The sequence below is a fragment of the Trinickia sp. LjRoot230 genome (genome assembly GCF_964253315.1).
In the GTDB taxonomy this organism is placed as follows: domain Bacteria; phylum Pseudomonadota; class Gammaproteobacteria; order Burkholderiales; family Burkholderiaceae; genus Trinickia.
Genome location: NZ_CAXUQX020000002.1, coordinates 1,327,208 through 1,341,132, shown reverse-complemented (window position 1 = coordinate 1,341,132; position 13,925 = coordinate 1,327,208). Strand labels below are relative to the sequence as shown.

Annotated in this window: 12 protein-coding genes; 6 read left to right on the top strand and 6 right to left on the bottom strand. The window is 62.2% G+C overall.

Annotated elements, in window-relative coordinates:
- Positions 1-52: 52 nt before the first annotated feature.
- A complete protein-coding gene (locus tag ACSQ20_RS25015; protein ID WP_436025238.1) occupies positions 53-937 on the bottom strand; it encodes a polyprenyl synthetase family protein in 885 nt (294 codons plus the stop codon).
- Entirely contained in the window at positions 934-1,260 is a 327-nt protein-coding gene (locus ACSQ20_RS25010; RefSeq protein WP_436025236.1) for an exodeoxyribonuclease VII small subunit, read from the bottom strand. The genes ACSQ20_RS25015 and ACSQ20_RS25010 overlap by 4 nt, the downstream gene beginning before the upstream one ends.
- Positions 1,261-1,669: 409 nt before the next feature.
- Between ACSQ20_RS25010 and ACSQ20_RS25005 the strand changes: the two genes are divergently transcribed.
- Together ACSQ20_RS25005 and ACSQ20_RS25000 are read left to right on the top strand one after the other, a co-directional pair.
- Positions 1,670-2,776: an aromatic ring-hydroxylating oxygenase subunit alpha gene (locus ACSQ20_RS25005; RefSeq protein ID WP_436025234.1), complete on the top strand. Its 1,107-nt coding sequence runs from the start codon at positions 1,670-1,672 to the stop codon at positions 2,774-2,776.
- 113 nt (positions 2,777-2,889) lie between these two features.
- A complete protein-coding gene (locus ACSQ20_RS25000; protein ID WP_436025232.1) occupies positions 2,890-3,765 on the top strand; it encodes a sulfurtransferase in 876 nt (291 codons plus the stop codon).
- Positions 3,766-3,812: 47 nt separating this feature from the next.
- Here ACSQ20_RS25000 and ACSQ20_RS24995 read toward each other — a convergent pair whose 3' ends face one another.
- The 3 genes from ACSQ20_RS24995 to polA all read right to left on the bottom strand — a co-directional run bounded on the left by ACSQ20_RS24995 (position 3,813) and on the right by polA (position 8,914).
- Positions 3,813-4,685, bottom strand: coding sequence for a dienelactone hydrolase family protein (locus tag ACSQ20_RS24995; protein WP_436025230.1), 873 nt, complete (start codon positions 4,683-4,685; stop codon positions 3,813-3,815).
- A 44-nt stretch (positions 4,686-4,729) separates the two neighbouring features.
- Entirely contained in the window at positions 4,730-6,079 is a 1,350-nt protein-coding gene (locus ACSQ20_RS24990; RefSeq protein ID WP_436025228.1) for an NAD(P)/FAD-dependent oxidoreductase, read from the bottom strand.
- Positions 6,080-6,142: 63 nt separating this feature from the next.
- Positions 6,143-8,914: a DNA polymerase I gene (gene polA, locus ACSQ20_RS24985; protein ID WP_436025226.1), complete on the bottom strand. Its 2,772-nt coding sequence runs from the start codon at positions 8,912-8,914 to the stop codon at positions 6,143-6,145.
- 1 nt (position 8,915) lies between these two features.
- On the opposite strand from polA, the gene ACSQ20_RS24980 reads away from it, so the two are divergent.
- The 3 genes from ACSQ20_RS24980 (at position 8,916) to ACSQ20_RS24970 (ending at position 11,720) form a co-directional block, all read left to right on the top strand.
- Positions 8,916-9,665: a TIGR00730 family Rossman fold protein gene (locus ACSQ20_RS24980; protein WP_436025224.1), complete on the top strand. Its 750-nt coding sequence runs from the start codon at positions 8,916-8,918 to the stop codon at positions 9,663-9,665.
- A 223-nt stretch (positions 9,666-9,888) separates the two neighbouring features.
- Positions 9,889-11,013, top strand: a complete 1,125-nt coding sequence (locus tag ACSQ20_RS24975; protein WP_436025222.1) for a hypothetical protein — start codon at positions 9,889-9,891, stop codon at positions 11,011-11,013.
- 209 nt (positions 11,014-11,222) lie between these two features.
- Positions 11,223-11,720, top strand: a complete 498-nt coding sequence (locus ACSQ20_RS24970; protein WP_436025220.1) for a hypothetical protein — start codon at positions 11,223-11,225, stop codon at positions 11,718-11,720.
- An 11-nt stretch (positions 11,721-11,731) separates the two neighbouring features.
- Here the strand turns inward: ACSQ20_RS24970 and ACSQ20_RS24965 are convergent, their stop codons facing one another.
- On the bottom strand, positions 11,732-13,258 hold the full coding sequence (locus tag ACSQ20_RS24965; RefSeq protein WP_436025218.1) for an AMP nucleosidase: 1,527 nt from the start codon (positions 13,256-13,258) through the stop codon (positions 11,732-11,734).
- 168 nt (positions 13,259-13,426) lie between these two features.
- Here ACSQ20_RS24965 and ACSQ20_RS24960 point away from each other — a divergent pair, with 168 nt between their 5' ends.
- Entirely contained in the window at positions 13,427-13,831 is a 405-nt protein-coding gene (locus ACSQ20_RS24960) for a hypothetical protein (protein ID WP_436025216.1), read from the top strand.
- Positions 13,832-13,925 lie beyond the last annotated feature (94 nt).

Below are 13,925 nucleotides of genomic sequence, written 5' to 3'. Positions count from 1 at the left end.
CATTTTTCTCGCGCACCCCGTAGCACCTTGCGCGCGGCAGCGGGCTTCGCGTTCAACTCACCCGGTTCACAACCAGGTCGGCAAGTTCGGCCAGACGCTGCGCGCGCCCCCCGAAATGCGCAAGCGCATCATGTGCGTCGCGGCGCAACTGAGCCGCCAGCGCCCGCGACGCATCGAGTCCGATAATCGACACGTAGGTCGGCTTGCCGTCCTTCGCGTCCTTGCCGGCCGTCTTGCCCAGCGTGGCGGAGTCCGTCGTGACGTCGAGGATGTCGTCCACCACCTGGAAAGCAAGGCCCACGGCGGCGGCATAAGCGTCGAGCGCACGCATCGCATCGGCGTTGGGCGCCGCGCCAGCCAGCGCCCCCATCCGCACCGAAGCACGCAACAGCGCGCCCGTCTTCATGCGGTGCATCGTCTCGAGCTGAGGGCGCGACAACGTCAGGCCCACGCTCGCCAGATCAATAGCCTGCCCACCCGCCATGCCGAGCGACCCGCTGGCAAGCGCCAGCTCCCGCACGAGCGCGGCCTGGGCGCGCGCATCAAGCGCGGAATCGTCCGTCAGCGCAACGAACGCCTGCGATTGGAGCGCGTCGCCAACAAGCAACGCAGTGGGCTCGTCATACTGAACGTGCACGGTTGGCTTGCCGCGCCGCAGCGCGTCGTCGTCCATGCAGGGCATGTCGTCATGCACCAGCGAATAGACGTGAATCATTTCGAGCGCGGCCGATGCGGCCTCGAGCGCCGATGCGCGCGCACCCGTCAATTCGCCCGCCGCATGCACGAGCAGCGGCCGCACCCGCTTGCCGCCGCCGAGCGCCGCATAGCGCATCGCTTCGTGCAGCCGCGCGGGGGCCGTTTCGGCCTCTGGCAGGTATCGCGCGAGCGCCGCTTCGACGCGTGCGAGAACCGCGCGCATCCATTCGTCAAAAGTCATAGGTCGTCTCCGCCCTCGGCGGCAGGGGTGTCGGCAGGCAGCGGCTTTAGCGTTTCGCCATCGAGAACACGCACTTGCTGCTCCACCTTCTCTAACTGTTGCTGACAGTAAGCCACGAGAGCCGCCCCGCGCCGATAGGCTGCAAGCGACGCTTCGAGGCTCAGGGTGCCACCCTCCATGCGCGCGACCAACTGCTCCAACTCCGCCACCGCCGCCTCGTAGTTGCCAGGCAGCGGGGCACCGTTGTGCTGATCTGCGTGCTGGCCTCCGTGCGAGCTGCTATCGGCAGGCGCAGCGGTGTCTTGCGGTGTGGATTTCGCCATCGAGATCGGGTGAATTAAAAACAAGTCGGACATTCTACGGCAAAAGCACCAAGTCCGACCCATCCAGCACCGTAGTGAACGAAGACCGTGCCCTTGCGGCAACGGTTTTCGGCACGCGAAGTGCTGCGATCCAATGCGGGCGTCGGCCGACATAACTTGACTGTTGCGTGTCGCGCGGCCTCGATCCGTCATATCAAAACCGTCGGCCGATGCGCGCGATGCAGCAGCGGAACTCGGCGGATTCGGCGGACGAAATGCAGCCGCCGCCGAATTTGTGCTCGGTTTTTACGAGAATCATGGACTTAGCTGTGCCCCAAGAAGAACGGAACGGGTATAATCGCGGGCTTCCCAAATCGAATCTTCGATGGTTGGGTTGTTCACTGCTTTCACGTCTTCATCGGGAGTGGGAATGTCCAATCTGAGCAATGCATTGCAGCTAAAGGCCATTTCCAGCCAGCTGCCTGTCACGGCTTACTTTGACGAAGCGCTTCTCGCGCGCGAACTGGAATTTCTTTTCAAGAAGGGACCTCGTTACATCGGGCACGAATTGATGGTGCCCGAGGCGGGAAATTATTTTGCGCTGCCGGGCGAGAACGAAGGCCGCGTGCTGGTGCGCAACCAGCGCTCGCAAGTCGAGCTGCTGTCGAACGTTTGCAGGCATCGGCAAGCCATCATGCTCAATGGTCGCGGCCGAGCCGACAACATCGTCTGTCCGCTGCACCGCTGGACGTACAACCTCGACGGCGAATTGCTCGGCGCACCGCATTTTGCCGACAACCCCTGCCTCAATCTGGGCGCCTCGCCGCTGCAGAACTGGCACGGGCTGCTCTTCGAGGCCGCGGGGCGCGAGGTTGCCGAAGATCTCGCCAACCTCGGCACGCGCCATCATTTCGATTTTTCGGACTACATGTTCGATCACGTCGAAGTGCATGAGTGCAATTACAACTGGAAGACCTTCATCGAGGTCTATCTGGAGGACTACCACGTGGTGCCGTTCCATCCGGGGCTCGGCAGCTTCGTCAATTGCGACGATCTCACGTGGGAGTTCGGCCACTGGTACAGCGTGCAGAAAGTCGGCGTGCATGCCGGACTCGCGAACGCGGGCAGCCCCGTGTACCGCAAGTGGCACGACGAGGTGCTGCGCGTGCGCGACGGCAGCGTGCCGGAGTGCGGCGCGATCTGGATGGTCTATTACCCGGGCCTGATGATCGAGTGGTATCCCCATGTGCTCGTAGTGTCGTGGCTCATTCCCCGCGGCACGCGTAAAACGACGAACATCGTCGAGTTTTATTACCCGGAGGAATTCGCGCTGTTTGAACGCGAATTTGTCGAAGCGGAACGTGCGGCGTATATGGAAACCGCCCGCGAGGATGACGAAATTGCTGAGCGAATGGACGCAGGCCGTCTGGCGCTGATGCAGCGCGGCGAATCCCAGGTCGGGCCATATCAAAGCCCGATGGAAGACGGCATGCAGCACTTTCACGAGTTCTTGCGCCGCGAGCTCGGCAAGCTCTGAGCAATCGGCGGCCGGCAAGGCGGGCAAGGGGGCGCCATCCTCCTTGCCCGCCTTTTTGTCTAGACTGGAAGCAGCGCTGTTTGAAGCGAAGTTCGTCGCCCACAAGGACCATCATGCCGCACACTCATTACACGACGCTGATTCTGGCCACCAATCTCGCCGAGCGTCTCGCGAATGCGCCTGAAAGCGTGCTCGTCTTCGATTGCAGTTTCGATCTGACCAACCCGGACGCAGGCGAGCAGGCCTATGCGTCAGGTCATATCCCCGGCGCGCATTATCTTCATCTCGAACGCGACCTTTCCGGCCCAAAGACGGGAAAGAACGGACGGCACCCGCTGCCCGATCGCGCCGGGCTCGTCAGCAAACTCGCGTCGCACGGGCTCATGCAAGGCCAGCAAGTCGTGGCCTATGACGCGCATGGCGGTGCTTACGCCGCCCGGCTCTGGTGGTTGCTGCGCTGGCTCGGTCACGATTCCGTTGCCCTGCTCGACGGTGGCATGCAGGCATGGCAGGCGGCCGGGTATGCGCTCGATACCGCCACGCCGGCCGCCCAGCGGGGCGACTTCAAGGCGGCGGCGCCGCTTGCCGTGACGGTCGATGCACATGCGCTGGAGCAAAATCTTGCTACGCACGACAAGCTTGTCGTCGATGCGAGGTCGCCGGACCGCTATCGCGGCGAGAACGAAACGCTCGACCCGGTGGCGGGGCATATCCCCGGAGCCGTGAACCGCTTCTTCAAAGACAATCTCACCGCAGACGGCCGCTTCAAGCCGGCCCATACGCTACGTGACGAGTTCAAGGCGGTTGTCGGCGCCACCTCGCCCGAGCACGTGGTCCTGCAGTGCGGCTCGGGCGTGACGGCCTGCCATAACGCGCTCGCGATGGAAGTCGCGGGCCTGCACGGCGCCGCGCTTTATCCCGGGTCGTGGAGCGAATGGTGCGCCGAGCCCACGCGGCCCGTTGCAACCGGACCCAATCCCAATCCTTGACCACCTGCTCGCTCTGAACGCGTCGTCAGCGGCAACCGGCCCTGCTACTACGCCACGCCGTGCTCTTTGAACCAAGCGAGCGCGCGGCGCCAGCCGTCTTCGGCGTCGGCCTTGCGATAGCTGGGCCGATAGTCGGCGAAAAACGCATGGCCGGCGTCGGGATAGACGACGAATTTCGAACCGCGCGCCACCTGCGGCCCCTTCGCTACCAAGGTCTTCATCTGCTCGAGCGTGTCCTGCGGAATGCTCGTGTCTTGCTGGCCGTACAGACCCAGCACGGGCGCATGCAGATCGGCCACGCGATCGATCGGGTTGCTCGGCGTGGTTTCGCCATGCGGCCCGGCAACTCGCCCGTAAAACGCAACCGCGGCTTTCAGATGCGTGTTGTGCTCGGCGAAAAGCCAGGCCTGCCGCCCGCCCCAACAAAAACCGACCACGCCTAGACGCGCCAGATCCCCGCCGTGTTCGCCAGCCCATTTCACGGCGGCATCGAGATCGGCCATGACCGATTCATCCGGTACTTTGCTGACGATTGCGTCATTGAGTTGCTGGATTGACGGATAGACCGCCGGATTGCCTTGGCGCGAATAAAGTTCCGGCGCAATCGCCAGATAGCCAAGTTTGGCAAAGCGCCGGCAGACGTCGGCGATATGCTCGTGCACGCCGAAAATCTCATGGATCACGATGATTACCGGCAAATGATGTTTGCCGCTTGGCTGCGCGCGATAGGCCTTCACTTGTGTGCCTTGCGACGCAAACGCGATCTCGCCAGCCTCGAGGCCTGCGCTGTCGGTATGAATGGTCTGCGCCGAAACAGGCAAGACGGCGGCCGCAAAACCGCTGCCGATCGCAGCCTTCAAGAAGCGGCGGCGATCGAATGGCACTTGCGGGATCAGGCTATCGACATCGGGGCTCAGCATCGTGTTCGCTCCTTAGCAGGTTGGACTGCGGCGGCGACCGTCTCTCAATGCAGTTTCACGCGCGGCAACGTGGTGCGCCGCAGCCAATGCGCGACGGTATCGAGCATCATGCGCGGGTAGCCGTGCAATGCGGCAATGTGCAGCCGATACAACGACATGTACATGAAACGCGCGAACAAACCTTCGACGAGCATGCTACCGCCAATCACGCCGCCCATCAGGTTGCCGACCGCGCTGAAATGGCCGAGCGAGACCAGCGAACCGAAATCGCGATAGCGAAACTCCGGCAGCGGCCGCCCTTCGAGCCGGTTGCCCAGCGCTCGCAGCAAGAAACTCGCTTGCTGATGCGCCGCCTGCGCGCGCGGCGGCACGTTGCGCTCGTTGCCCGGCCACGGGCAGGCCGCGCAATCGCCCAGCGCAAAGATATCGTCGTCGAGCTCGGTTTGCAACGTGCGTCGCACGGCCAGCTGGCCAAGCCGCGTAACGCCGAGCCCATCGAGGCTGCTCAGCACGGGCGGCGCCTTGATGCCTGCCGCCCAGACAGTCAAATCGGCTCGTACCGTGTTGCCGCTGGCCGTGCGCACGAGGCCGGGCGCCACCTCGGCCACCGTCTCGCCGATCATCAGTTTAACGCCGAGCTTGGTCAGCAACTCAGCCGTCGCAGTGGAGACGCGCTCTTGCAACGCGGGCAAAATGCGCGGCCCCGCTTCGATCAGCACGATGCCGATATCGTGCCGCGGGTCGAGCTTGTGTAAGCCGTAAGCAGACAGCACCTGCGCGGTATTGCGCAATTCAGCCGAGAGCTCGACCCCCGTGGCCCCACCGCCGACAATCGCCACTTGAACGCGCGGTTCGGTCCCGGGTGAACTGCCGGGGCCGCTTTCGACGGCCTCATGCTGCTGATGCTCAGCCCGGATGCAAGCGGCGATGAGCCGTTTGCGAAACCGCTCGGCCTGCGCGACGGTGTCGAGTGCCATCGAATGCTGCTCCGCGCCCTGCACGCCGAAGAAATGGGTCGTGCTGCCGATGGCGATGACGAGCGTGTCGTAGTGAAGTTCGCGTTGCGGCAAGAGTTCTGCGCCGTCTTCGTCGCCGACCGGCCCGAGCGTGATGCGCTTGGCCGCCCGATCGAGCCCGATCAGATCGCCCTGATGAAACTCGAAGCCGTGCCAGCGTGCCTGAGCCGCATATTCGAGTTCTTGCGTGAACGGGTCCATGCTGCCCGCCGCGACTTCGTGCAACAGGGGCTTCCAGATGTGCGTCGGATAACGATCGACGAGCGTGACGAGCGCACGCGGTTCGCCGTTTCGCCGCGACCGGCCATAACGGTCACCCAGCCGCGTGGCAAGTTCGAGCCCCCCTGCCCCTCCCCCGACGACAATGAAACGATGCATGCTGGTTCTCCGTATCTGCCGTTGTTGATTCTTTTCGCAAACGTATCGGGCGAGTTCAGCGCATCAATGCGCTTCCTCCCAGTTGATGCCGGCACCGACTTCCGCAACGAGCGGCACCTTCAGTTCAGCCACGGTGCACATCAACCGCGGCAGCTGCTCGCGTATCGTCGATAGTTCGTCATCAGGCACCTCGAGTACGAGTTCGTCATGGACTTGCATGATCATGCGGCTCGCGGAGCGCTCGCGCTCGAGCCACCCCTGCACTGCGATCATCGACATCTTGATCAGATCGGCGGCAGTGCCTTGCATCGGCGCGTTGATCGCCGCACGCTCGGCAGCCTGCCGGCGCGGCCCGTTGCCGCCGTTGATTTCCGGCAGCCACAAACGCCGTCCGAAAGCCGTTTCGACGTAGCCCTTTTGCTTCGCGCTCGCCCGCGTGTCGTCCATATAGCGCGCCACACCAGGATAGCGGGCAAAGTAGCGATCGATATAGAGCTTCGCCGCATCGCGCGTGATACCGAGATTCGACGCAAGCCCGAACGAACTCATGCCATAGATCAACCCGAAATTGATGACCTTCGCAATGCGGCGTTGATCGTTCGTCACCTCGAGCGGCGTGACGCCGAAGACTTCGGCCGCGGTTGCGCGGTGAATGTCTTCCCCGAGCGCGAACGCACGCAACAGCGATTCATCGCCTGAGATATGCGCCATGATCCGCAGTTCGATTTGCGAATAATCGGCCGAAACAAGTTTGCTGCCCGGCGGCGCAATGAACGCTTCGCGGATGCGGCGGCCCTCGGCCGTGCGGACCGGAATGTTCTGCAGATTCGGATCGTTCGATGCGAGCCGTCCGGTGACGGCCACCGCCTGTGCGTAGTTCGTATGAACTCGCCCGGTCTTCGCGTTGACCATGCGCGGCAGCTTGTCGGTGTAGGTCGACTTCAGCTTCGACAACCCCCGGTGCTCGAGCAGCAGCTTCGGCAACGGATAATCCTCCGCCAGCTTTTGCAGCACTTCCTCGTCGGTCGACGGGGCGCCGCTCGGCGTCTTTTTGACGACAGGCAGTTGCAAGCGTTCGAAGAATATCTGGCCGATCTGCTTCGGGGACCCAAGATTGAACTCGCCGCCCGCAAGCGTATAGGCCTCGGCTTCGAGGTCGATCAGCCGCGCCGCGATCTCGTTGCTCTGCCGGCGCAGCCGCTCGCTGTCGATCAGCACACCGTTGCGCTCCATCTTGCGCAACACGCGCGCGGTAGGCATTTCGATGTCGCGGTACACGCGCATCAGGCCAGGCTCTGCTTCGATCTGCGGATACAGCGCCGTGTGCAACTGAAAGGTGATGTCGGCATCCTCGGCGGCATATTCGGCGGCCGCGGCGAGCGGCACCTCGTCGAAGCCGATCTGCTGCGCGCCTTTGCCCGCAACATCCTCGTATTTGATCGTCTTCGCACCGAGGTGGCGCATTGCGAGGCTATCCATGTCGTGCGTGCGGTGCGATTCGAGCACGTACGATTGCAGCAGCGTGTCATGCTCCACGCCATTCAATTCGATGCCGTAGTTCGCCAATACCTGTTCGTCGTATTTCAGATGCTGACCGAGCTTTTTCTTGTCGGCATCTTCGAGCCAACGCTTGAGCTTCGCCAACACTTCGTCGCGCGCAAGCTGCAGCGGAGCGTCGGGGCCGCGATGCGCAAGCGGAATGTAAGCGGCGCAGCTGGCGCCGACGGACAGCGAAATACCGACGATCTGCGCGACCATCGGGTCGAGGGAAGTGGTTTCGGTATCGAGCGAGGTAAGAGGTGCCGCGTCGATCCTCGCGAGCCAGGAGTCGAAATGCTCCCATGTCTGCACCGTTTCGTAGCAACGAGGCGCATCGACCGTCGGCGCGGGCGGCGTGGCGAGCAGCCCGCCCTCGGCAGGCTCGGCCGTCTGCGCTGCTTCCGCTTGCGCAATGAGGGCTTCGACTTCGCGCAGCCAGGTCTTCAGACCGTGACGCATGAAGAGTTCGCGTAACTCAAGCGGCGACTCGGGCCGTGCGGCGAGCGATGCCTCGATCGATTCCACGTGGTTCTTCAAATCGCAAGCCCGCTCGACCGTTACAAGCTTCTTGCCGAGCGGCAAAAAGTCGAGCGCGCGGCGCAGGTTCTCGCCGACCGCGCCTTTGATCTCCTCCGCGTGCGCGATGACGCCATCGAGCGTCTCGTACTGCGTGAGCCACTTGAGCGCCGTCTTGGGGCCGCATTTCTCGACGCCGGGCACGTTATCGACGGTGTCGCCAATCAGCGCGAGATAGTCGACGATCCGCTCGGGCGGCACGCCGAACTTCGCCAGCACGCCAGCGCGATCGAGCGTTTCGTTCGTCATGGTGTTGACGAGCGTGACGCGCTCGCTCACGAGCTGCGCCAGGTCCTTATCGCCCGTCGATACGATCACGTTCATACCATGCCGCTCGGCCTCGGCCGCCAGCGTGCCAATGACGTCGTCGGCTTCCACGCCGTCGACCATCAAGAGTGGCCAGCCAAGCGCACGCACGGCGAAATGGATCGGCTCGATTTGCTTGGCGAGATCCTCGGGCATCGGCGGGCGGTGGGCTTTGTATTCGGCGAACCAGTCGTCGCGAAACGTCTTGCCCTTGGCGTCGAACACGCACGCGCTATACTCTGCCGTGACTTCCTTGCGCATGCGCCGCAACATGTTGACTATTCCATAGAGCGCACCAGTCGGTTCGCCGTCGGGGCCGCGCAAGTCAGGCATCGCGTGGTAAGCCCGGTACAGATAGCTTGATCCATCGACCAACACGAGGGTCTTACCTTCCAGGTTCCGTTCTACAGGCATTATGAACAAGAGAAGAAAAGTGATTCCGAGTCTGCGATCGCTCGCAGATCAAGAGCGCGCGACAGCCAAAAAGGCCCGCGCATCGTGGCAGATGTTCACGATTATGGCAGAGTTCATCGAGGCTACCGAGTACCTCTCGGAGATCCGCCCGGCCGTCAGCATCTATGGCTCCGCCCGGCTCAAGCCCACTTCACCCTACTACAAGCTCGCCATGCAAATTGCTCGCAAGCTCTCCGACGCGGGCTTCGCCGTCATTTCCGGCGGCGGCCCGGGCATTATGGCCGCGGCCAACAAGGGCGCACACGCGGGCAAAGCGCCCTCGGTCGGGCTCAACATCGAGCTGCCGCACGAGCAGTCCGGCAATCAGTGGCAGGACATCTCGCTGCGCTTTCGGCACTTCTTCACGCGCAAGGTCACGTTCGTCAAAAACTCCGACGCCGTCATCGTGATGCCGGGCGGCTTCGGCACGCTCGACGAACTCGCCGAAGTCCTGACGCTGATCCAGACCAAGAAATCGCGCCATGTGCCGATCATCCTGGTGGGCGCCGAGTTCTGGAAGGGGCTGCTCGGCTGGTTTGAATCGGCGCTCGTGCCGATGGGCCTCATCAACCCCGAGGATATGAAGCTGATGCAGGTCATCGACAGTCCCGATCAAGTGCTCGAAGCCGTGCTCGGATTCTACGAAGACCGCGAAGAAGTCGAGCCGCAAACGGCAGCGAAGGCCGACGAAGACCGCATGTTTTATCTTTGAGCGGCAGCAGGCGGGCCGCGGACGTTCGCCGTCGAAGTCGGGGCTTCGGGCGCGGCCGGCTGGCCCCGCCGCTGCCCGCGTATAACGTGCGTGTCACGGTTTTTTCCTGAACGCACTCATGAGCGGCAACTTTGTTCGGCGCAGCGAATCTGCCACACCCGTTGACGGTGGGCCGTCTCTCAGTTTCACAAGTTCGCGGCCGGTGCCGGCGTTTCCCCTCACGGTGAGACCGCCGGAACATCCGCAACTCGCCGTGCTGCTTGCACCACGCGGCGAGCGCGATTCATTGCCGAAGCGCATCGAGCCGCGTGCACTGCAAGCCGCACTTATCGACGCTGCGGGCCGGGCGCACGACCTTGCCGACATCCGAGCTTGCGTCGGCCCGACATCAGGTTCGCCGACAGGAAAAACGATCGGCGATTTGCCGTCCGCTTTACAAGCAAACCCGCTCGCGAAAGTGGCGACCCGGCTCGCTTACGTCAAGCCGGAGCAACTTGCGGAAGCCTTCGAGGTTATTTCGGTACGGATGCGGTCGATACTCGACGAAAATCCTGCCGCCCCACTGCTTGCGCTGGCCGAAGCCGCACCATTCCTGCTATCGGAAATGCGGATGTCCGTACTCGACATGTCGAATACCGCACGGCACCAAGATGCCCTCAGCGAGGAAGACTATCTGACAGTCTTTCGCTTGCTTGCCATTTCCCATGCGTCACCATTGCGGGACGACGTTAGTCTCGACGAATCATTGGCACTCATTCGTTCGATCAAAGAGAACGCTGAGAGTGACGATGAATGGTTAGCACTGCCAATTATCGCGCGCAATATCATCAGCCGCGAGAACAGCACGGATCACCCAGGCGACGTTGATGTCGTGATGGACGCGACAGTCGAGGCGGGCCGCCGCGGGTTCGTTTATGCGCATGCATTCACGCTCGACGCGATTGCCGAAAGTATTTCGGCATTACCTCGCGGTGCGGCCAACGCGTCGTTGAACCGCGTCATGCATTGGATCGAATCCAACCCGAACGACGTCTTCTCGTTGACGCATTTTTTGCAAGGCCGCTGGTCGCGCGAGCAACAGGCCACGCTTTTCGATCGTTTATGTCCGGTCCAAGCGTGGTATCCGTATAACGCCAAAGCGTTAGCAAGCCTGATTCCGGGCATGGCGAGCGAACATCAGCTCGCGGCATTCAAATCGTTGGCGGATGCCATTTTTCCGGAGCGGTGGACGCAAGTCGAATGGATGGAAGTGAGCGATGCGCTCGAGCAGGTATTGTCGAATCTGAGAGTTATCGATTACGCGCCAGCACGAGAGGTCTTCGACGCACTCGGGAAAAGGCGATGGTGAAAGTCACTTCGGGCGGCGATGCAAGCCGGCCCGACCCCGTTCCCTCGGCCCAACCAGCAAATCGAAACGCAGCCGCTGATCACGGAGCATCGGCTGCGAGACTGAGCCTTTCCAAGTTCTCGGGCCTACCGCAGCGCGCCTGCGCAAAGACGCTCGACGCCGTGGTTGGTGCAGCGGTGCAAGTGCGTACGGTGCAAAAGCGCTTGCCCGTGCGCCGCTATGCTTCCAACAAAGCGCACTGGCTCGCCGAAGACATTTCACGCATGGGCGCTTCCAGACAACGTCGCAAACTCGACGAGGCAATGACATGGTTCGATCCGCGTACGCAGGGTGACTACCGTCGCGCCATTCGTCCCGAACATCAAGCCTATCTCCTTCAATTGCTGGCGGCGCAGATCAGCAACATGGCCGATCCTTGGCACGCGTTCGAGCAGATTCACCAAGCGGCGCAAAGGCTTGTGTGTATTTATAGCGAACCACACAGGCGCGTGCGGTCGTGGGATGTATGCGATTTGTGCCTGTTGCAACGAGAACTGGAAGAACAGGCTGCGCTTTTGAACGGTTGCGAACAACCCAATGCGCCAAATTTGGAAGTCTTCGACACCGAAACGATCCTGGCGGAGAAGATCGCGCAGCTTCCCGCGGCGGATCGGAAAAAAGCACAGGAAATCTCGTGGGTGAATTGGCGCACCGCACGTCGCTACTGAAACGACTGAAACTACTGAAACGCCACCTCCGCGAAGCTGCGCAGCTTGCGGCTGTGCAGCCGGTCCAGTCCGTTCATGCGCAACAGTTCCATCGCCTTCACGCCGATCTGCAGATGCTGGTCGACCTGCGCACGGTAGAACTGATCGGCCATGCCGGGCAGCTTGAGCTCACCATGCAGAGGTTTATCGGACACGCATAGCAGCGTTCCATACGGCACGCGAAAGCGAAAGCCGTTTGCGGCAATCGTCGCGCTTTCCATATCGAGCGCAACAGCGCGGCTTTGCGACAGCCGCTGCACAGGCTCGCGATGATCGCGCAACTCCCAGTTGCGGTTATCGACGCTCGCCACCGTTCCCGTGCGCATCACGCGTTTGAGTTCCGCGCCTTCGAGCTGCGTCACATGCGCGACCGCGCGCTCGAGCGCGACTTGAACCTCCGCCAACGCCGGGATGGGCACCCAAAGCGGCAGATCGGCATCCAGCACGTGATCCTCGCGGACATAACCGTGCGCGAGCACGTAGTCGCCCAGCCGCTGTGTGTTGCGCAAACCGGCGCAGTGACCCAGCATGATCCACGCATGCGGACGCAACACGGCGATGTGATCGGTGATCGTCTTCGCATTCGACGGACCCACGCCGATGTTGATCATCGTGATGCCGCTGCCATCGGCGCGCTTGAGGTGATAGGCCGGCATCTGCGGAAGACGCCCCGGCAGCACACCCTCGTCAGGCTGCTCGCCGAGATTGGCGTTGTAAGTGACGACGTCGCCCGGCTCGACGAACGACGTGTACTCGCTGCGGTAGGCGCGCAACTCTTCATCGTCGGTGTGCGACATCAACGTCCGGCCGAGCTTCGTAAATTCGTCGATGTAAAACTGGTAGTTGGTGTAGAGAACGTAATTCTGAAAATGTGTCGGCGATGTTGCCGTGTAGTGTCTCAGCCGATGCAACGAGAAGTCGACCCGCGGTGCGGTAAAAAGCGCAAGCGGATACGGCTCGCCGGGCTGCGGCTCGTATGTGCCGTTGACGATGCCGTCGTCGAGTTGCGCAAGATCGGGTGTATCGAACACGTCGCGCATCGCCATTAGCCGGTCGCGCCCGAGCTCGCCTTCGAGATGAATGCCTTCCGCAAAAGCAAAGTGGATCGGAATCGGATGTTGCGATACGCCCACTTCGATCGACACATGATGGTTCTTGGCCAGCAGCCGGAGCTGCTCGCGATAATAATTGCCGAACAGATCAGGCCGCGTGACCGTCGTCTCGTAGACGCCAGGACCTGCGACGAAACCATATGAGCGACGTGAATCGATGCGCGTGTTGACTTCCGTTTGCAGCCGCACGAACGGGTAGCAGGCCCGCACGCGTTCCGCGAACGGTTCGTTGCGTCGGTAGCGCGCAAAAGCGTCGCGCAAGAACGCGGTATTCGCCTCGTATATCGTGGACAGCCTCGCGACGGCATCGGCCGGCTCGGCGAAAGATTCAGTTGGGAAGTCGCTCGGGCGGATCGGGCCCGCATGCTGCTTGATATCGTTTTTCATCTTCGTTCGCCTCGTTCGATCCGACGACATTACCACGAACCGCATCGTGTCCGAGGGCCTTGCCGCACGCGGCCTGTGCGCCGCCGCATGCGCGCGCGAAAGATGCGTGTTGTCGCCGTGAAACGGGGCGCATTTGCTAGAATTGGGGGATTCCCTCGGAGAAAAATCATGAAGCCGTATGTTTTCGTCGCTGCTACCGTTGCCGCGCTTTTCGCGGTGTGCAACCTGGCTGCGGCGGCGCAGCCCGCCGTGGACGACGCGCAAGCGCATGCGCAGCGCCATGCCGCCAACGAAGCGGCCGGCCTGCCCGACCTCGATGCCATCAACCGCCCGGCAGCCGAGGTTTCGTCGAAAGTCGACGTGAACGTACCGCGCACGCCCAGCTACTACGAGAAGAGCAGGAACGGCACCGTCATCACCGAATACCGCGACAAGGGCAAGCCCGTCGAAATCGACGTCCGCTCGAATTTCGGCACCCATTATCAGATGAGCGCGTCGCCTGACACCTCGCCCAAGGTGCGCGACAACGGCCAGGCCAGCACGCGCTTGCCGTCAATCAATCTGCACTACTAACCGCCCGCCGCTTGAGCTCCACTGTGCGTTGCGCCGGTTGTCCCGGTTGTCCCGCTTCGCGCGGGGCAACCGGGCAGCATTGACAGAAACGCTT